Origin of the sequence: Streptomyces sp. NBC_00094, from assembly GCF_026343125.1 — a bacterium.
In the GTDB taxonomy this organism is placed as follows: Bacteria; Actinomycetota; Actinomycetes; order Streptomycetales; family Streptomycetaceae; genus Streptomyces.
Genome location: NZ_JAPEMB010000001.1, coordinates 2,703,720 through 2,722,800, shown reverse-complemented (window position 1 = coordinate 2,722,800; position 19,081 = coordinate 2,703,720). Strand labels below are relative to the sequence as shown.

Here is a 19,081-nt window from a genome sequence, read left to right as displayed (position 1 = left end):
GGCACTATGACTTATCTGATCACCGGCGGCGCCGGATACATCGGCTCTCACGTGGTCCGCGCCATGACGCAGGCGGGCGAGCGGGTCGTCGTCCTCGACGACCTGTCCACGGGGTTCACGGAGCGGGTGCCCGCAGGCGTTCCCCTGGTGGTCGGCTCCACCCTCGACCGTGAGGTCCTGGACCGGACGATCGCCGAGCACGGCGTCACGGGCGTCGTCCACCTCGCCGCGAAGAAGCAGGTCGGCGAGTCCGTCGAACTGCCGATGCACTACTACCGCGAGAACGTGCTCGGCCTCACCGTCCTCCTGGAGGCGGTCGCCGCCGCGGGCGTGCGCAACTTCCTCTTCTCCTCCTCGGCCGCCGTGTACGGCATGCCGGACGTCGACCTCGTCACCGAGGAGACCCCGTGCCTGCCCCTCAGCCCGTACGGCGAGACGAAGCTCGCGGGCGAGTGGCTGGTGCGCGCCGCCGGCAAGGCCCACGGCATCTCGACGGCCTGCCTGCGCTACTTCAACGTGGCCGGCGCCGCAGCTCCCGAGCTGGCCGACACCGGGATCTTCAACCTGGTCCCGATGGTCTTCGAGCGCCTCGACGCGGGGGAGTCCCCGCGGGTCTTCGGCGACGACTACGACACGCCCGACGGCACCTGCATCCGTGACTACATCCACGTCGAGGACCTGGCCGACGCGCACCTCGTCGCCGCGCGCAAGCTCGCGGAGTGGGCCGAGGCGGGCGAGCCGCGCGACCTGACGGTCAACATCGGCCGTGGCGAGGGCGTCTCCGTCACCGAGATGGTGCAGCTGATCAACGAGGTCACCGGCCACTCCGCCGAGCCCCTGGTCACCCCGCGCCGCCCCGGCGACCCCGCCCGGGTCGTCGCCGCGGCCGACCGTATCGAGTCGGAGCTCGGCTGGAAGGCCCGCAAGGACGTCCGCGACATGATCGGCTCGGCCTGGGAGGGCTGGGTCGCGAACCGCGCGGTCCTCGCCGGTCGCTGACCGGCTCGACCCGTCGCGGCCGGTCAGCGACCGGCGCGACCGCTCGCCACCGACGTGAAAACGCTCGGCCGGGAATCCCGGCCGAGCGTTTCCGTGTCTTTGCGTGATGTCCGCAGCCCGGGGGCTACGGGTTCAGCATGGTGAAGAGGTGCTCCCAGCGGGCCATGATCTCGTCGGTCGAGTAGCGCTGGATGTCGACGCGGGCCTTCTCGCCCATGCGGTCGCGCAGCTCCTTGTCCGAGATCAGCTCGTCGAGCTTGCGAGCGAACTCGCTCGTGTTGCCCGGCGCCGCGATGAGGCCGTTCTCGCCGTCCGTGATGATCTCCCGGACACCGGGAGCGACATCGAAGGCGACGCAGGGCACGGCCGTGGCCATGGCCTCCATGAGCGCGAGCGGGAAGCCCTCGCCGCGCGAGGAGAGCGCGAAGAGCGAGCTCTCCCGGAGCGCCCCGGGCACGTCGCTGGTGCGGCCCATCCACTCCACCGAACCGGTGAGCCCCAGCTCCTCGGCCTGCTGCTTGAGCGCCGCCTCCTCCTCACCGGAGCCGTACACGCGCAGGGTCCAGTCGGGGTGGCGCGGGGCGACCTCGGCCCAGGCGTCGAGCAGCATGTCGACGCCCTTCTCCTCGTGCAGTCGCCCGATGCTGACCACCGTCCTGGCGGTGCGGCGCGACGGCTCCTCGGGGAAGAAGGGGAGCGGGTTCGGCATGGACGCCACGTTGTCGAAGCGCTGCCGGATCCACAGGTCGGCGTCCTCACGGGTCAGCGTGAGCATCCGGTCGACGTCCTTGTAGTACGTCTTGACCCGGTGGAAACGGGACGACGCACGGCAGGTCTGGAAGGACTCGTGGCTCATGCCGACCACGCGCTGCCCGGAGGTGTCCGCGAGCGCGACCCACTCCATGGCCCAGACCTGCGTCACGATGACGATGGAGCCGGGACGGGCGGCCCGGAACATCCGGGTGAGCTTCGCGGCCTGCTCGGCCATGCCCGCGGCCCGGGCGGACCTGCGCCGGCGCTCGGCCAGGTCGAGCTTGCCCTTGAGGCCGCGGAGCGGCTTCAGGCTCGGCGGGTGGACGTCGTACAGCGTGGTGGTCCGGTAGGGCAGGTCGTCGCCGAGGTCGGCGCGCCGGCCCTCGGGGGCGGGGACGATGCCCACCACGTGGACCGTGTGGCCGCGCTCCGAGAAGAGGCGGGCGACCTGGTGCGACCAGCTGGTGATGCCGCCCAGCTCGTCGACGCTGTTGGAGACGAGGAAGATGTCCCGCCCGCCGTCGGTGTCCCGAGCGGTCCCGGGTTCGGTCGTCAGGGTGCTGGTCGGCTTGGTCATCAACGGCTCCACCGGGACGAGAAGAACTGATCGACGATGGTCTTGGCGGCGTTGCCATGGTCGTATTCGCCGAACTCGGCGACGAAGCACTTGCGGACGTCGGCGTACTGCCGGCCCTGCGCCTCCAGGTTCCGCACCTCTTCGAGGAACTCGTCCTCCGTGCGGAAGACGGGACCGGGGGCCTTCTCGAGCAGGTCGAAGTAGGTGCCCCGGTCCTCGTGGACGTAGCGCTCGTAGTCGTACGTGAAGAACAGCATCGGCCGGTCGAGCAGCGCGTAGTCGAACATCACCGAGGAGTAGTCCGTGATGAGCGCGTCGGAGAGCTCCATCAGCGGCATCACGTCGTGGTACTTGGAGACGTCGATGACCTTGCCCTCGACCGTGGGCGGCAGCACCACGTGGTTGAGGTAGTGCGCGCGCACCAGGAGGACGTAGCGGTCGCCGAACTCCTCGGCGAAGGCCTCCACGTCGAACGGCAGCGAGAAGCGGCTGGCCTTGCCCATCGTGCGGAACGTGGGCGCGTACAGCAGGACGGTCTTGTCCGCCGGGATGCCCAGCTCCTCGGCGACAGGCCCGCGCACCCGCGTGCCGGTCTCCTCCTCGGCCAGCCGCGCCTGGACGAGCGTGTCGTTGCGCGGGTAGCCCGAGCGCAGCAGCACCTCGTCCTTCAGGTTGAAGGCCCTGGCCAGCGTCCGGACGTCGTGCTCCGTGCGGACCAGGAAGTGGTCGAAGCGGTTCAGGTGCTTCTGGTCCGCCGCCCGCTGCGCGCGCGTCTTCGCCTTGAGGGCGGGCTGGTCGAAGCCCATCTTCTTCAGCGCGGAGCCGTGCCAGGTCTGGATGTACGTCGTCTCGGGGCGCTTGGCGAGACGGAGCGGGAAGCTCTGGTTGTCGACCCAGAACTCCGCCCGGGCGAGGGCCTTCAGGTACGGCACGGACCAGCGGCGCACCAGCTCGGCGTCCTCCGGGAAGCCCGTCGGAGTCCCGGCGTACGACCAGATCGCCTCGAAGTCGAGACCCTGGCGGCGCATCTCCTCGTAGATCGCGCGCGGGCTGTCGCTGTACTGCTTGCCGAGGTGGCTCTCGAAGACGACGGTCCGCTTCTTCACGGGCAGCCGGCTGTAGGCCTCGTAGTAGAGGTCGAGCTTCTTCTCCTTGGACCCCTTGGCCTTGAGGGTCTTGCGCAGGGCCTTGGCCTTGCGGTAGCCGGACTTGGCCAGCTTGCCGGGCGTGCCGCGCACACCGCGGAGGATGAGCTCCTCGATCCGCTCGCTGTTGTGCCGGGTGGACACCAGGCGGAAGGCGAGGTGTCCCTTGGCGGTGGCGTGCGGCTCTATGCGGTCGGCGACCAGCCGGGTCAGCCGGGGCTTGATCGGGAAGGCCTCGCCGCCGAGGTCCGGGGTCCCGACGGTGAGCCGGGTGCGCGTGCGCTTGCCGTCGACGTCGAGGTCGAGCCGGACGTCCCAGACGGAGTCGATGATGCCGAGCGGGCGCAGACCGGAGCCGAGGTCGATCTCGGCCTCCCAGTGGATGCTCTCCCCGTCGTGGCGCAGCGTCTTGACCGGGAAGACGAAGGTCTGCAGGCTGCGGCGGCGCGCGCGGAACTCCAGGCCGCCCGTGAGGTGGGCCTCCGGGGTGATGACGCCGAGCGGGTTGTTGATCCGGCCGGAGAGCCGGACGGTGCCGCCGGACTCCTCGTACGAGGTCAGCTCGTTGCGCAGGAAGAGCTTGTTGATCGGCTTCTTGTGGTACCCGCGGTCGGTGACGTCGAGGACGCTGCGGCCGAACTCGTCGTCGAGGTGCTCGGCGCACCAGTAGATGCGCTCGTCCTCCTCGTGGAGGGGCGTGGACACCTTGTCGCGGTGGAGCAGGGTGTCGACGGCGGGGAGCAGGTTGTCCCAGTCGCCCTTTTCGAGCAGGTACGCGCAGATCGACTGGATCGGCTGTGCCTTGGGGTACGCCTCGCGGTCCAGGCCCTGGAGGTAGTCACGCGAGAGCTCCGCGAACTCCCGGCGGAAGGACTCGTCGCGGAAGGGCAGGTCGCGGAGGTGGAGGACCAGGTCGTGCTTGAGGAACTTGACGTCCTTCGCGTGCCGGAGCTCGGGCAGACCGTGCTCGTCGAGCAGCGCGTCGATCCGGCGGTGGATCTCCAGCCGGTGGATGTAGTTCGTCATCTCGTGTCGGCGATTGGTCACCGACTTGACCTGGGCGTTCTGGTGGACGTGCCAGAAGTAGACCTGGTTCGGGATGAGGGTGATCTTCTTCGCGGCGAGATATGCCTCGGCGATGAACATCAGGTCCTCGTAGAACATCCCCTTGGGGAATCGGAGATTGTTCTCGAGGAGGAACTCACGGCGGTAGCACTTGTTGGTCGAGAGCGTGTCCCAGACGAAGAGGTCGGGAAGCTCGGCGACCGAGTTCAGGGTGCGCGTCTGACGGTAGATCCAGGAGTACCACTCGTCGCGCTTCTGGTTGGCGGTGTCCTTGTGGAGGCGGACGCACAGGCCGGAGACCATGTCGGCCTCGGTCTCGTCGGCTGCCGCGACCATGTTCAGGCAGGCGTTGAGCTCCAGTACGTCGTCGCTGTCGAGGAACATGACGTAGCGGCCCCGCGCGTGGCCGATGCCGACGTTGCGGGGTTCACCGCCCGCGCCGCTGTTCTCGGGCAGCTGGTACGCGCGGACCAGGTCGGGGTGCGCTGCTGCCAGGCTCTGTGCGACGGAGAAGGTGTCGTCACTGCTGCAGTCGTCGACGATCAGTACTTCGACGCTCTTCAGCGTCTGATCCAGGACGGACTGGACAGCCGCCGGAAGACGCTCTGCGTCGTTGTAGGCGATGACGATCACTGAGACGTCAGGCACTGGCACCTCGATCCACTTTTCTTTCCTTCAGACACACCCAAGCTACCTGGTGTTCGCGAGCGGTTCGGCCCAGCCTCGGGCCGCCCTGGAGGGGTGCGTTTCCATTTCTTTACCGGTTCGTAACGCAACCCCCTGCAACCGATGGCGGGGGTCAGAAGTCGCCCATGCGGGCGTGATGCCACGGATGGGGGGACATGCGGTCAAAATTTACCGTAGGCCCCCGCATGCTCCAGCTGGCGAGTGATCAGGAACACACCCCCTCCGCCGAGGGGGGCGCCGTTCTCAGGGTCGGCCGATCCGGTCCGCGCCGTAGTACCGGGAGACGCACTGGGCCACCCAGTCCCGTGTGTACGCGGGTGTGAAGAAGGGCTCGGCCAGGTACCCGATCGGGAGGGGGCGGTACGTCACCTCGCGGGCGCCGGCCGCGATCTCGGAGCGGATCCGGGCGTCCTGCCGGTCCCAGGCCAGGCTCCGCACCACGGTCGTGGTCGTCAGGGTCCGCACCGAGGGCACCAGCGCCGCGGTGCAGGCCACGGCCACCGTACCCGCGACGGTGACGGCCGCGACACGGGCGGCGAGCGGGGCGCGGGGCCCGGAGGCGGTGTGCGGGTCGGAGCCGGCGGTGCGGGCGGCGAGTCGGCGGCCGAGCAGGAGGCCGAGCCCGGTGCCGTACGCGCAGAGCGCCAGCAGGAACGGCAGGAGGAAGCTCGTCCAGGTGCGGGCGTACGTCCAGCCGGTCACTCCGTACCCGCTGCGCAGCCCGTAGGTGACGGCCAGGCTCGCCAGGGCGACCAGGGGCAGCGGCAGGAACACCGCGACCCGGGGCACCCGGCGCGGGGCGAGGGGGCGGGTGTCGCTGCCGTCGCTTCGGGTGCGGGTGCCGCTTCGGGTGCGGGCGTAGGCCAGGCCCAGGCCCAGGAGCCCGCCGACGGCGAAGGCGCCCGCGTACGCCCACTGGCCGCCCACGGCCTGCCAGACCCGCCACCAGTCGTGGAACGTTTCCCCTACTTCCGCCAGTGACAGGGGCTCCGCCGGATGCTGGGCGCGCCGCCACCGTGCACCGGGTGACGTGTACAGCAGGACGAGACCCACTCCGAGTCCCACGCAGGCCGTCGCGCACCACGTCGACACGTACCGGTCCTTCGCCCAGCCGAACCGGGGCAGGCAGAGGAGGCCGGTCGCGGCCGCGAACACCCCGGCCACCAGCGTGAACGGTTCGCTGAGCATGCCGACCGCCGTGCCGATCAGGAGCGTCGCGCCGATCGTGGCGGTCCGGGCCCACCGGCGTTCGCTGCGCGCGGCCCGGACGGCGCCCAGGACGGCCCAGAGTCCGATCAGGCTCGGCAGGGTGTGGGAGATGGTCGCCGGCGCCCAGAGGAGTGCCTGGTAAGGGCGCGTGCCGGCGAAGAACAGCAGCGCCGAGAGGAGCGCCGCGGCCGCCGCGAGCAGGACGACGGGAGGCCGGGGGAGGCGCAGGGCGCGCAGCGCCGCACGGGCGAGGAGGAAGAGGCCGACGCCGAGCGCGACCACCAGGAAGGCGGGCAGCAGCTTCGGCCCGCGCATGTCGTGGGAGTAGAGGAGGCCGGTGACGAAGGCGTTGGTGACGCGCCCGTTCTGGGTGAGGTAGAAGTCCGAGCTGATCCCCAGGGCCCCCATGTCCCGCGACTTCCACAGGGCGCACCAGTCGTCCGACGTGGGGCGTACGTAGAGGCCGAGGAAGGCCCCGACGGCGAGCAGCGCCGCGGAGCCCGCGGCGACGGCGAGCCCGATCCAGGACAGTGCCCGCCTGAGTCCGGGCTCCGGGCCGGAGTTGGCGTCGGTGCCCTGCCCGCTGTCCGGCTGCCCTGTCTCCCCTCCCTCCCCTACCTCGCCGTGCTCGCCGCGTTCCGGAGTGGTCGTCCTGTTCACCGGTCATTGCTCCAGGTGCCCGAGGTTCGTGACATGCCGTCCTGCTACATCGTCTGGATGAGCGACAAAAGGGTATAAATGCCACGTCTATCAATATCTTCCCCGCATGCTTCGCCGCATGGACGACATGCCGACCAGGGGTGGTCACTCGGACGACGCGAGCCGGTCACCACCGCGCCGTACCGTGGCCGCGCTGCTCGAAAAGGAGAGTTCGGTGGCGGTCCCTCAGGACGTACTCTCGCCCGACTCTCTGGAGTGACCGTTCCATGACCAGGCTTTCCGTCGTCGTCCCCTGCTTCAACGAGGAGGACGTCGTCGAACGGTTCGACGCGCGCATGCGCCAGGTGCTCGACGGCCTCCCGGTCGGCTACGAGATCTGTTACGTGGACGATGGCAGCTCCGACGGCACGCTGGGCAAGCTGCGCGAGATCGCCGCCCGGCACCCGCACCGCACCCAGTACGCCTCCTTCAGCCGCAACTTCGGCAAGGAGGCCGCGATGCTCGCGGGCCTGCGCAAGTCCACCGGCGACGCCGTGGTGATCATGGACGCCGATCTCCAGCACCCGCCCGAGCTCCTCGCGCGCATGCTCGACCTCCACCAGCAGGGCTACGACCAGGTCATGGCCCGGCGGACCCGCGAGGGCGACAAGAAGGTCCGCTCGGTGCTCAGTCGCGTGTACTACCGGGCCGTCAACCGCTGGGTCGACGTGGAACTCACCGACGGCGTCGGCGACTTCCGTCTGCTGTCCCGCACCGCCGTCGACGCCCTGCTCTCGCTGCCCGAGTACAACCGCTTCTCCAAGGGCCTGTTCTCCTGGATCGGCTTCGACACCGTCACCTTCGACTACCAGAACGCCGCGCGCGAGGGCGGTGAGACGAAGTGGAAGTTCAGCTCCCTGGTCAACTACGGCATGGACGGGCTGATCTCCTTCAACAACCGTCCGCTGCGCATCGCGCTCTGGCTCGGGATGATGCTCAGCGGCCTCGCCGTCCTCTACGCCGTCTGGGTGACCGCCGCGGCGCTCACCCAGGGCGTCACCGCCCCCGGCTACGTCACGCTGGTCGCGATCATCGTGGGGCTCGGGGGAGTGCAGATGGTGATGCTGGGACTGATCGGCGAGTACATCGGCCGCATCTACTACGAGACCAAACGGCGGCCGCACTTCCTCGTGAAGGAGACCCACCGCTCCTTCGGACGCGGGGCGGCCGAACGCGCCGCCGCCGAACGCATCCGCGTCCCCGCCACCGACCGGGAGCGCTGATGGCCACCGGCGTGTCGGGTGCGCGGCGGGCGCGGCTGGCCGAGGTCTTCCGCTTCGCGCTGGTCGGCGGGGTCAACACCTGCACCTTTTTTGGGTGTTATTTGCTGCTGCACCCGTGGATGCCGTACTTCGCCGCGTACTCCCTCGCCTTCCTCCTCAGCATGATCGGCTCCTTCTTCCTCAACACCTACTTCACCTACCGCACCCGGCCGACCTGGAAGAAGTTCGCCCTCTTCCCCCTCACCAACGTCACCAACTACCTCGTGCAGAGCGTCGGCCTGTACGCGCTCGTCACCTGGGCCGGCATGGACGACAGGATCGCGCCGCTCGTCGCGGCCGTCGTCGCGATCCCGTTCACCTATCTGATCTCCCAGCGGATCCTGGTGCCGCGAAAGGGCCAGGAGGGTCCGGAGGGGACCGGTCCAGAGAGCGGAATGGACGAGCGGCAGCCTTCCCGGCTCGCGTAGATTGCCTGGCAGCCGCGGCGGGTCACCCGGGGCGCGAGCGGGACAGCCGAGTGAGGACGACGCAGGTGACGACGCAGGTGACGGGACAGACGGACGTGGCAAGGCAGTACGTGACGGAGGCCCGCAGGATCGTCGTCAAGGTCGGCTCCTCCTCGCTCACCACCGCCTCCGGAGGTCTCGACGCCGACCGCGTCGACGCCCTCGTGGACGTCCTCGCCAAGGTCCGCAGTGGCGGCGAGAAGGAGATCGTCCTCGTCTCCTCCGGTGCCATCGCCGCGGGTCTCGCACCGCTCGGCCTCACCCGCCGCCCCAAGGACCTCGCCCGCCAGCAGGCCGCGGCCAGCGTCGGCCAGGGCCTCCTCGTCGCCCGCTACACCGCCTCCTTCGCCCGCTACGGCGTCCGCGTCGGCCAGGTCCTCCTCACCACCGACGACACCAGCCGCCGCGCCCACTACCGCAACGCCTACCGGACGCTCGACCAGCTCCTCGCCATGGGCGCGCTGCCCGTCGTCAACGAGAACGACACCGTTGCCACGGACGAGATCCGCTTCGGCGACAACGACCGGCTCGCGGCCCTCGTCGCCCACCTCGTCCGGGCCGACCTGCTGGTCCTGCTCTCCGACGTCGACGGGCTCTACGACGGCGACCCGTCCAAGCCCGGCACGTCGAGGATCGCGCAGGTCACCGGCCCCCAGGACATCGCCCACGTCGAGATCGGCGCGGCGGGCAAGGCGGGCGTCGGCACCGGCGGCATGGTCACCAAGGTCGAGGCGGCCCGGATCGCCGCCGCCGCCGGCACCCCGGTGGTCCTCACCTCCGCGAGCCGCGCCGCCGACGCCCTCGCCGGCCGTGACACCGGCACGTACTTCCACCCCACGGGCCGCCGCTCCGCCGACCGGCTCCTCTGGCTCGCCCACGCCTCCACCCCGCAGGGCTCCCTGACCCTGGACGACGGTGCCGTACGCGCCGTCGTCGAAGGCAAGAAGTCCCTGCTCGCGGCAGGTGTCGCGGGCGTCGAGGGGGACTTCGTCGCCGGTGACCCCGTCGAACTGCGCGACACGGCGGGCCGGGCCGTCGCCCGCGGCCTCGTCAACTTCGACGCCAAGGAGCTCCCCCGGATGCTCGGCCGCTCCACCCCCGAGCTCGCCCGGGAGCTCGGCCCTGAGTACGAGCGCGAGATCGTCCACCGCGACGACCTGGTGGTCATCCGCTGAAACGGCTGAAAGTCAGGCCATCCGGAAGGGACGTTTACCAAAACCGCCCCATCTGCCGCCTCGGGCTGGTCAACTTTGTCTCGGGGGTAAGAGCAAGGCGGGGTACAGCACCACACGCATCACACAGGAGGCCGCCGGTGAGACGAGCGCGCCCAGGGGCACCGCCCCGCGGGACTGCCGAACGCGCCCTGACCAGTGTCGAGGCCGGAGCCGACTTCGACGAGGCACGGGACAGGTCCACGGACAGGAAGACCGAGACCACCACCGAGACACGAGAGGCGCGCGCCGAGGAGCAGCCTCTGTCCAAACTCTGGCACATCACCCTCAGCGTGTCCGGCGTGGAGTCACCGCTGAAGGAGGTGCGGCGCGGGCTCGAACAACTGGCCCACGACCACCCCTTCCTGCTGACCAGCCGCTATGCCAACGACCACGCCGAGATCCGGTACTGGGAGGAGGCCCGCGACCTCCACGACGCGGCGGCCGTCGCCCTGCGCCTCTGGGGCGAGCACCGCCAGACCGCGAAGCTTCCGCCCTGGGAGATCGTCGGTCTCGAGGTCATCGACCGCGAGACCTACCACCAGCGGATCGCGGAGGGCTACGGCCCGCCACCGGCCGCGCCGGTCGGCGTCCACCCCTACTGACCGGATCCTTCCGTCCGGGGACGTCTCGCAGTGCGGGATACGCGAGAGATGTCCGCAGGGCTGCCAGTACCCTGCGGGCATGACCTCGCTCACGCCCCTCGACAACCTTTCCCCGGTCATCCGGGCCGCCTACCGGGCCCGTGGCGCCGCCGCCGAAATCGCGCCACTCCCGCGAGCGGCCAAGGACGACGCCCTGCTGGCGATCGCGGACGCCCTCGAAGTGCGTACCGCCGAGATCGTCGAGGCCAACGCGGAGGACATCGCCAAGGCCCGCGCGGCCGGCACCGACGAGGGCATCGTCGACCGTCTCACCCTCACCCCTGAGCGCGTCCGGGCCATCGCCGCCGACGTCCGGCACGTCGCCGCGCTGCCCGACCCCGTCGGCGAGATCGTCCGCGGCTCGACCCTCCCCAACGGCATCGACCTCCGCCAGGTCCGCGTCCCGCTCGGCGTCGTCGGCATCATCTACGAGGCCCGCCCCAACGTCACCGTCGACGCCGCCGCCCTCTGCCTCAAGTCCGGCAACGCCGTCCTGCTCCGCGGCTCCTCCTCCGCGTACGCCTCCAACACCGCCCTGGTGAAGGTCCTGCGCGACGCCGTCGGCGGCGCCGGCCTGCCCGCAGACGCCGTCCAGCTCGTCCCCGGCGAGTCCCGCGAGTCGGTCCGCGAGCTGATGCGCGCCCGCGGTCTCGTCGACGTCCTCATCCCGCGCGGCGGCGCCTCCCTGATCCGCACCGTCGTCGAGGAGTCCACCGTCCCGGTCATCGAGACCGGCACCGGCAACTGCCACGTCTACGTCGACGCCCACGCCGACCTCGACATGGCCGTCGACATCCTGATCAACTCCAAGGCCCAGCGGCCCAGCGTCTGCAACGCCGCCGAGACCCTCCTCGTCCACCAGGACATCGCCGAGGCCTTCCTGCCCAAGGCTCTCGACGCCCTCGCCGAGGCCGGCGTCACCGTCCACGCCGACGAACGCGTCCTCGCCCACGCCCCGGCCACCAAGGCCACCGTCGTCCCGGCCACGCCCGAGGACTGGGAGACCGAGTACCTGTCGTACGACATCGCCGCCGCCGTCGTCGACTCCCTCGACAAGGCCGTGGAGCACATCCGCACGTGGTCGTCCGGTCACACCGAGGCGATCGTCACCACCTCACAGGTCGCGGCGCGCCGTTTCACCCAGCTGGTCGACTCCACCACGGTGGCCGTGAACGCCTCCACACGGTTCACGGACGGCTCGCAGTTCGGTTTCGGCGCCGAGATCGGCATCTCCACCCAGAAGCTCCACGCCCGGGGCCCCATGGGCCTTTCCGAGCTGACCTCGACCAAGTACATCGTCACCGGCGACGGTCACGTTCGATAACCCTCTCCTTTCGGTACGGGCAGGGAGGCTTCGCACGCTCCCTGCCCAAAACCCCCTCCCGGGTCTACTCTGAATCCGTGCCGGACGACGTGGGGGGCAGGCCGTTCCCGGACGGTGAGGACCCTGAGGACTCTGTCGACCGCGGAGGCGCCGACGAGGACTACGCCACCGTGGTCTTCGACGAGGCCTTCGTGCGGGCCGCGCGGGTCCACGAGCCGACCGCCGTCGAGCGACTCCTCGCCGCCGCCCAGGCCCGCGCCGAGGCCGAGTCCGCCCGGGCCCGCGCCGCCATCGGATCCGGGGACGACGACTCGTACGAGGACGGCTACGACCCCGTAGGCCACACCTACGAACCCGACGACGTCGGGGACGACGCCAGCCCCTACGGCCGCCACGGCGGCGCCCTGCGCCCCTACCGGGGCCGCGCCCGCTGGCACCGGCCCGTCGCCTGGATCCTGGCCCTCGTGATGGGCATCGGCATGGTCGCCCTCGCTTTCAGCGCCGTCTACCGGGGCGCCGCAGCCAACAGCGACGACCAGATCCCGCCGCCGGCCACCACCGGCGTGGACATCCCGAACCCGAACCCGGCCCCGCCCGCGGCCCATGGTTCCCCGGTCTCCGCCGCCCCCCGTACACCCTGACGGCGGAACTCTTCCGAAGTTGTCGTGTACCTGGGCGTTTACCGAGGCCCCCGCCGACCTACCCTGAAGGTATGGCAGGGCGTGGCGACCCGCCTGAGGGGACACCCGAGGGTCTCCCCGGCGGTGGTGAGGACGAATACCGATCCGTCGTCTTCGACGAGGCGTTCGTCCGTGCTGCCCGCCTCCAGGAGTTCTCCGCCCAGGAACGGATGGGGGAGTACGCGCAGGCCGTCCGGTCCCGCTCCACCCACGAGGGCAGAACCGGCTCCCGCCAGGCCGTCATGCTGGTCCTGCTGATCCTCCTCGCCTTCGGCACCGCCATCTACCTGGGCGTCCGCAACCCGTACCAGCCGCCCGTCGACCAGCGGGCCGAGCCGCTGCGGACCACCGTGGTGCCGCTCGCCCCGCAGGGCCCCGTCCCGGGCGGTCAGCCGGAGCAGCTCTTCGCCAACAGCCCGGTCGCCGAGTACCGCACCGGAGCCGCCGGGATCAACCTTCCCGTCGTAGGACGCACCTCCCACTTCGCCGAGAGCCAGGTCGTCACCGCACTCAGCATCGCCAAGGACTACCTCGTGGCCTCCTCGCTGGAGCCCGGCATCCTCTCCGGAGAGAGCGTCCGGCCCGCCCGGCTGCTCATCGACCCGGACCAGCTGGAACAGTTCGACCGGAGCGTCGAGTCACCGGCCGACGACGGACGGCACGCCCTCGCCGGCTGGCTCGTCCGCTTCGACCCGCGCCAGGCCGCGCTCGCTGACCCCTCCGTCCGCGTACAGGGCACGCTCCGCTTCGCGGAGTCCGGCCCCGACACGCTGGACGTCACCGCCGACCACACCTTCACCTACGCCCTGCGCCCGGCGACCGGGGGCGCGGGACCGGTCGCCGCCGCCTCGCTCTTCACCGTCCACCGTGTGGTGCACTTCCGCTTCGACCGCGACGACCTGCGTATGCACCGGGCCGAGCTGTTGACCAGCACGGTGGAGGCCGGTCCGCAGGCGTGCGGCGGCTCCCACGGCATCCTGAAGCCCCTGCTGGCGGGAGAGCGGGCGCCTGAGGCGGGCGGACCGGCGGTCACCGACCCGTACGCCACGAGCAGGCCCGCCGCCCCGTCCCTCTGCGGAGCGCTGGCGCCGAGCGCTCAGCCTTCGCTCTGACCGTCCCCGGTCTCGTCGTCGGCGGCCTTCTCCTTGGTGTCCTGAGCGGTGGCGGTCCCGCCGGTGCCCGGGCCGCCGCCGAAGCGGTTGCGCAGCCGTCCGCCCAGGTCGCCCGCGAGGTCACCGGCGCCACCGGCTATGTCCCCGACCAGCTTCATCAGCGGATCCTTGCTGGTCCGCACCGTCTCGGCGTAGTGCCCTGCCGACTCGCGGAAGGAGTCCGTGACCGAGGTGTCCTGGTCCTCCGTACGCCGGGGGTAGTGCCCGTCCATGATCCGCTGGTGGTCGCGGCTCTCCGACCACTTCTTCAGCTCGGCGGCGCGGACGGTGGTGAAGGGGTGCGAGCGCGGCAGCACGTTGAGGATCTTCAGCACCGAGTCCCGCAGGTCGCCGGCCTTCTCGTACTCGTCGGCCTGGGCGAGGAACGCGTCCACGTTCATCTCGTGGAGGTGATCGCCGCCGGCGATCTTCATCAGACCGCGCATCGAGGCCTGCACGTCCTGCCCGACGAGGAGCCCGGCCCGGTCGGCGGAGAGCTCCGACTTGCGGAACCACTCGCGCAGGGCCGTCACGATGGCCGTGATCGCCACCGTACCCAGCGGAATCCAGGCGATCTTCAGCGCCAGGTTGGTGAGGAACAGGAGGATCGTGCGGTAGACGGAGTGGCCGGAGAGCGCGTGGCCCACCTCGTGGCCGATGACCGCCCGCATCTCCTCCTCGTCGAGCAGCTCCACCAGGCTGGTGGTGACGACGATGATCGGCTCGTCCATGCCGATGCACATCGCGTTGGGCTTGGGGTCCTGCGTCACGTACATCGCCGGGACCTTCTCCAGGTCCAGGATGTAACAGGCGTCCCGCAACATGTCGTTGAGCCGGCTGAACTGCGCGTCGCTCACCCGGACGGAGTCCGAGAGGTAGAGCAGTCTCATGCTGCGCTCGGGGAGCAGTCCGCTGAGTGCCTTGAAGGCCGTGTCGAAACCACTGAGCTTCCGCAGCGCCACCAGCGCCGAGCGGTCGGCCGGGTGTTCGTAGGCTCGCGAGGAGATTCCGGGGAACCGCTTTCGCTGCCTGCTCGGCACGTTCCCCTGGTGGTTCTCGGTCATGGATGCCCCCTGTTCGTACGAGTCGGTGCTCGTCCCCCTGACGGACCCCAGCGTAGGTGGTGGCGCCACCGTGCGCCGGAGCCTGTGGATAACTCCGGCATCGTGAACCACCGAGGAGCACGACCGGCATGCCGGACACCGGCGACACCGGCGACACCGGTACCGACACCGACGACGACGCCAACGCCTGAGTCGGCGTGAGAGTGTCCGGACCGCCCGCATACGATGTGCGCGAAGTCTCCGCTCCCATTCCCGATCGATAGGTCCTGCTGACGATGAGCCTCCACAGCACCGCCGCCAACCTGGTCTCGCTCGCCGAGGGCGCCGAACACGGCGGCAACCACGACAGCCTCAACCCCTACCTCACCGGAATCGGCGCCTTCGGTGTGCTGCTTCTGCTGCTGTGGATCACCACGCGCTTCAACCGCGACCGCTGATCCGCCGACCGCCGATCCGGCGTCCGCCGCGGTGCCAGTAGGCTCTGCACGCATGGGAGAGCAGGAAGTGTCTACCGGCGGCCGCGGCAAACGCCGACTCGGTGTGATGGGTGGAACGTTCGACCCGATCCACCACGGTCACCTGGTGGCCGCCAGCGAGGTGGCCGCCCTGTTCCACCTCGACGAGGTGGTGTTCGTGCCGACCGGGCAGCCGTGGCAGAAGGGTCACAAGGCCGTGTCCGCGGCCGAGGACCGGTACCTGATGACGGTCATCGCCACCGCGTCCAACCCGCAGTTCTCGGTCAGCAGGATCGACATCGACCGACCCGGCGCGACCTACACGATCGACACCCTGAGGGACCTGCGCTCTCTCAACAGCGACTCGGACCTCTTCTTCATCACCGGGGCCGACGCGCTGTCGCAGATCCTCACCTGGCGCGACGCCGAGGAACTCTTCTCGCTCGCGCACTTCATCGGCGTCACCCGGCCGGGCCACGACCTCACCGACGACGGACTGCCCGAGGGCGGGGTCTCGCTGGTCGAGGTCCCCGCGCTCGCGATCTCGTCCACGGACTGCCGGGCGCGCGTCGCGCAGGGCGATCCCGTCTGGTACCTCGTCCCGGACGGCGTCGTGCGCTACATCGACAAGCGCCAGTTGTACCGCGGCGAGTGAGCTTCGGGGAGGGCCACCGGTGAACGATCAACAGCATCCGTACGACCCGTACGACCCGTACCATCCGCAGCCGCAGCTCGTCGGCTACGACGAGTACGGGCAGCCGGTGTACCAGCAGCCGCAGGCGCCACAGCAGCCCGCCCAGCCGCAGTACGACTCCTACGACCCGTACGGCGGCGGGCAGCAGGCGCCGCAGCAGCAGGCGTACGGCTACGACCCCTACGCCCAGCAGCAGCCCGCCCAGCAGCCCGTCCAGCCCGCTCAGCAGCCGCAGTACGACCCGTACGGGCAGCAGGGCTACGCCTACCCCTCGTACGACACGGGCGCCGGGACGGCGGGAACCGAGCAGCAGTGGGCCCCCCAGGCCGAGCCCGCTCCCGTGCAGGCGACGCAGGCCATGCAGGCCGTGCAGGCCCCGCCGGCGGCTCCGGCCGCACCCGCGGCCCCCGCTTCGGCCGGGGTCCCCGGTCAGCGTCCCGCGTCCGAGCGGTCCGGCCCGGCGCGGCAGGGCGAGGACGACCGGGCGTACCGCACCGAGCAGTTCTCGTTCATAGAGGAGCCCGACGAGGACTCCGAGGACGTCATCGACTGGCTGAAGTTCACCGAGAGCCGCTCGGAGCGGCGCGAGGAGGCCAGGCGGCGCGGGCGCAACCGGGTCGTCGCACTCGTGGTCGTCCTCGTGCTCGCCGTCGTGGGCGGCGTCGGCTACTTCTGGTACGCCGGGATGCTCCCCGGCACCTCCGAACCGGAGCAGAAGCAGAACACCGCGACCGGCCCGCAGAAGCGCGACACGATCGTCGTCCACCTCCACGACACCAAGGGCGGCGGGACCTCCACCGCCCTGCTCGTGGACAACACGACCACCAAGCAGGGCACCACCGTCCTGCTCCCCAACTCCGTCGCCGTCGCCGATGCCGAGGGATCCGCGACCACCCTCGCCAAGTCGGTCGAGGACGACGGCTCCAGCGGGACCCGGGAGGCGATCGGCAACCTCCTCGGCGCCAAGATCACCGGCACCTGGCGGCTGGACACGCCGTACCTGGAGAACCTCGTCGAGCGCGTCAGCGGCATCGAGGTCGACACCGACACGACCGTGCCGGACCCGAAGAAGGGTGCCGAGCCGCTCGTCGTGAAGGGCGAGAAGCAGGACCTGAACGGCCGCGCGGCCGTCGCCTACGCGACCTACCGGGCGCCCGGCGAGGCCGAGGCCAAGCAGCTCCAGCGCTTCGGCCAGGTCATGTACGGAGTCCTGCGGAAGTTCTCCGACGACCCCCAGGTCGCCACGGCCACCATCGAGTACCTGGCCCAGATCCTCGACCCCTCGCTGCCCGAGAAGGACCTCGGTGCCTCCCTCGCCAAGCTCGCCGAGCACGCCAAGATCGGCGCCTACAAGACCGCCCTGCTCCCCGTCGGGCAGGACGGCACGCTGACCGAGGGCGCGAGCGACAGCGTGGTCAAGGACATCCTCGGCGGCAAGGTCACCGCACCCGAGGCCGGCGAGGTGCCCCGCGTCTCCGTCCGGGACGGATCCGGCAAGGACGCGACCGAGGCGGCCCGGGTCGTCCTGATCAACGGCGGCTATGTCTTCGTCGGTGGCGCCGAGACGGAAACCCGGGCGAAGTCGCAGGTCATCTATGGTGACGACGCCCAGAAGGTGACGGCCGTCGAGGTGGCCAAGACCCTGGGGCTGCCGGCCGGCTCGATCCTCAAGGGCAAGCCCTCGGGAGCGGCCGCGGTCACCGTCGTCCTGGGCCGGGACTACAAGGTTCCGGGGGCCCGCTGAAGGCCCCCCGGTAAACGTTGGCGGGTGCGTCGGCGGTCCGTGAGACCCTGGAGGGGTACTGGACCGTCGACGAAAGCCTGCTTGTGACCGCTACGGATCGCTCCATCGAGCTCGTCAACGCCGCCGCTCTGGCGGCCGCCGACCGACTCGCTCACGACATCATCGCGTACGACGTCAGCGACGTGCTGTCGATCACCGACGCATTCCTGCTCGCCTCCGCGCCCAACGACCGCCAGGTCAAGTCGATCGTCGACGAGATCGAGGAGCGGCTGAACAAGGACCTCGGCGCCAAGCCGGTCCGCCGCGAGGGCGACCGCGACGCCCGCTGGATCCTCCTGGACTACGTCGACATCGTCGTCCACGTCCAGCACAGCGAGGAGCGGGTCTTCTACGCCCTCGAGCGGCTCTGGAAGGACTGCCCCGAGCTTCCGCTGCCCGAGGAGGCCCTGAAGACCCGCGGCAAGGCGGCCGAGCACGCCGCCCTGACCGGCGTGGACCTCGAGGGCTCCGGCCTTCCCGAGGGAGCGGACGGTGAGCTGAGCTGAGCACCACCAAGGGCGGCAGCGGCCGCCGCATCGTCCTCTGGCGACACGGCCAGACCTCCTGGAACCTGGAGCGCCGGTTCCAGGGGTCGACGGACATCGAGCTGACGGAGGCCGGCGTCGCCCAGGCGCGCCGGTCCGCCCGGCTGCTCGCCGCGCTGAAGCCGGACGCCATCGTGTCCTCCGATCTGAAGCGGGCGGCGGCCACCGCCGCCGAGCTCGCCGCGCTCACCGGTCACACCGTCGACCACGACTCCGCGCTGCGCGAGACGTACGCGGGGGAGTGGCAGGGGCTGACCCACGACGAGATCGTGGCGCGGTACGGAGAGCAGTACGCCGCCTGGAAGCGCGGCGAGCCCGTGCGCCGGGGCGGCGGCGAACTGGAGACCGAGGTGGCCGACCGGGCCGCTCCGGTGGTCCTTGAGCACACCGACAAGCTCCCCGAGGACGGCACGCTCGTCATCGTGAGCCACGGCGGCACGATCCGCACCACGATCGGCCGGCTCCTGGGCCTGGAGGCCCAGCACTGGGAGAGCCTCGGTGGGCTCTCCAACTGCTGCTGGTCCGTCCTCGGTGAGGGCGCCCGTGGCTGGCGCCTGATGGAGCACAACGCCGGCACGCTGCCCGAGCCGGTCCTCGGCGACGACGACTGAGGCACGTGAGCGGCCTGCCGGACCCGGATTTCACTTTCCGGCAGGTCACAGGCTAA

Annotated in this window: 17 protein-coding genes; 13 read left to right on the top strand and 4 right to left on the bottom strand. The window is 70.4% G+C overall.

What is annotated here, in order from left to right:
• The first annotated feature begins 6 nt into the window (after nt 1-6).
• Nucleotides 7-999, top strand: coding sequence for a UDP-glucose 4-epimerase GalE (gene galE, locus OG580_RS11725; protein WP_267043604.1), 993 nt, complete (start codon nt 7-9; stop codon nt 997-999).
• Nucleotides 1,000-1,123: 124 nt separating this feature from the next.
• On the opposite strand, the gene OG580_RS11720 is transcribed toward galE, so the two are convergent.
• The 3 genes from OG580_RS11720 to OG580_RS11710 form a co-directional block, all read right to left on the bottom strand.
• Nucleotides 1,124-2,329: a glycosyltransferase gene (locus OG580_RS11720; protein ID WP_267043603.1), complete on the bottom strand. Its 1,206-nt coding sequence runs from the start codon at nt 2,327-2,329 to the stop codon at nt 1,124-1,126.
• Nucleotides 2,329-5,187, bottom strand: a complete 2,859-nt coding sequence (locus OG580_RS11715) for a bifunctional glycosyltransferase family 2 protein/CDP-glycerol:glycerophosphate glycerophosphotransferase (protein ID WP_267043602.1) — start codon at nt 5,185-5,187, stop codon at nt 2,329-2,331. Before OG580_RS11715 ends, OG580_RS11720 begins: the two co-directional genes overlap by 1 nt.
• Before the next feature lie 282 nt (nt 5,188-5,469).
• The gene (locus tag OG580_RS11710; protein ID WP_267043601.1) at nt 5,470-7,095 is read right to left on the bottom strand and encodes a DUF6056 family protein; all 1,626 of its coding nucleotides are present in this window, start codon (nt 7,093-7,095) and stop codon (nt 5,470-5,472) included.
• Nucleotides 7,096-7,361: 266 nt separating this feature from the next.
• On the opposite strand from OG580_RS11710, the gene OG580_RS11705 reads away from it, so the two are divergent.
• The 7 genes from OG580_RS11705 (at nt 7,362) to OG580_RS11675 (ending at nt 13,834) form a co-directional block, all read left to right on the top strand.
• A complete protein-coding gene (locus OG580_RS11705) occupies nt 7,362-8,357 on the top strand; it encodes a glycosyltransferase family 2 protein (protein WP_267043600.1) in 996 nt (331 codons plus the stop codon).
• Nucleotides 8,357-8,824 carry a GtrA family protein gene (locus OG580_RS11700; protein WP_267043599.1) on the top strand — a complete coding sequence of 156 codons (468 nt, stop codon included), beginning with the start codon at nt 8,357-8,359 and terminating at the stop codon, nt 8,822-8,824. Before OG580_RS11705 ends, OG580_RS11700 begins: the two co-directional genes overlap by 1 nt.
• Nucleotides 8,825-8,934: 110 nt before the next feature.
• Nucleotides 8,935-10,038, top strand: a complete 1,104-nt coding sequence (proB, locus tag OG580_RS11695; protein ID WP_267047975.1) for a glutamate 5-kinase — start codon at nt 8,935-8,937, stop codon at nt 10,036-10,038.
• Between the two features lie 137 nt (nt 10,039-10,175).
• Complete coding sequence (locus OG580_RS11690; RefSeq protein WP_267043598.1) at nt 10,176-10,679, top strand: hypothetical protein; 504 nt, start codon at nt 10,176-10,178, stop codon at nt 10,677-10,679.
• A gap of 79 nt (nt 10,680-10,758) precedes the next feature.
• Complete coding sequence (locus tag OG580_RS11685; RefSeq protein ID WP_267043597.1) at nt 10,759-12,042, top strand: glutamate-5-semialdehyde dehydrogenase; 1,284 nt, start codon at nt 10,759-10,761, stop codon at nt 12,040-12,042.
• 77 nt (nt 12,043-12,119) lie between these two features.
• Entirely contained in the window at nt 12,120-12,683 is a 564-nt protein-coding gene (locus OG580_RS11680; protein ID WP_267043596.1) for a hypothetical protein, read from the top strand.
• Nucleotides 12,684-12,754: 71 nt separating this feature from the next.
• A complete protein-coding gene (locus OG580_RS11675) occupies nt 12,755-13,834 on the top strand; it encodes a hypothetical protein (RefSeq protein WP_267043595.1) in 1,080 nt (359 codons plus the stop codon).
• Here OG580_RS11675 and OG580_RS11670 read toward each other — a convergent pair.
• Complete coding sequence (locus OG580_RS11670) at nt 13,819-14,937, bottom strand: M48 family metallopeptidase (protein ID WP_267043594.1); 1,119 nt, start codon at nt 14,935-14,937, stop codon at nt 13,819-13,821. The two genes, OG580_RS11675 and OG580_RS11670, sit on opposite strands and share 16 nt — an antisense overlap.
• Before the next feature lie 275 nt (nt 14,938-15,212).
• Here OG580_RS11670 and OG580_RS11665 point away from each other — a divergent pair, with 275 nt between their 5' ends.
• The 5 genes from OG580_RS11665 (at nt 15,213) to OG580_RS11645 (ending at nt 19,025) form a co-directional block, all read left to right on the top strand.
• Nucleotides 15,213-15,374 carry a hypothetical protein gene (locus OG580_RS11665; RefSeq protein WP_267043593.1) on the top strand — a complete coding sequence of 54 codons (162 nt, stop codon included), beginning with the start codon at nt 15,213-15,215 and terminating at the stop codon, nt 15,372-15,374.
• Nucleotides 15,375-15,426: 52 nt separating this feature from the next.
• A complete protein-coding gene (gene nadD / locus OG580_RS11660; RefSeq protein ID WP_267043592.1) occupies nt 15,427-16,047 on the top strand; it encodes a nicotinate-nucleotide adenylyltransferase in 621 nt (206 codons plus the stop codon).
• A gap of 19 nt (nt 16,048-16,066) precedes the next feature.
• Entirely contained in the window at nt 16,067-17,830 is a 1,764-nt protein-coding gene (locus OG580_RS11655) for an LCP family protein (protein ID WP_267043591.1), read from the top strand.
• Between the two features lie 83 nt (nt 17,831-17,913).
• Nucleotides 17,914-18,375 carry a ribosome silencing factor gene (gene rsfS / locus OG580_RS11650; protein WP_267043590.1) on the top strand — a complete coding sequence of 154 codons (462 nt, stop codon included), beginning with the start codon at nt 17,914-17,916 and terminating at the stop codon, nt 18,373-18,375.
• Nucleotides 18,372-19,025 (top strand): histidine phosphatase family protein, encoded by a 654-nt coding sequence (locus OG580_RS11645; RefSeq protein WP_267047974.1) that lies wholly within the window; start codon nt 18,372-18,374, stop codon nt 19,023-19,025. Before rsfS ends, OG580_RS11645 begins: the two co-directional genes overlap by 4 nt.
• The last annotated feature ends 56 nt before the right edge of the window (nt 19,026-19,081 follow it).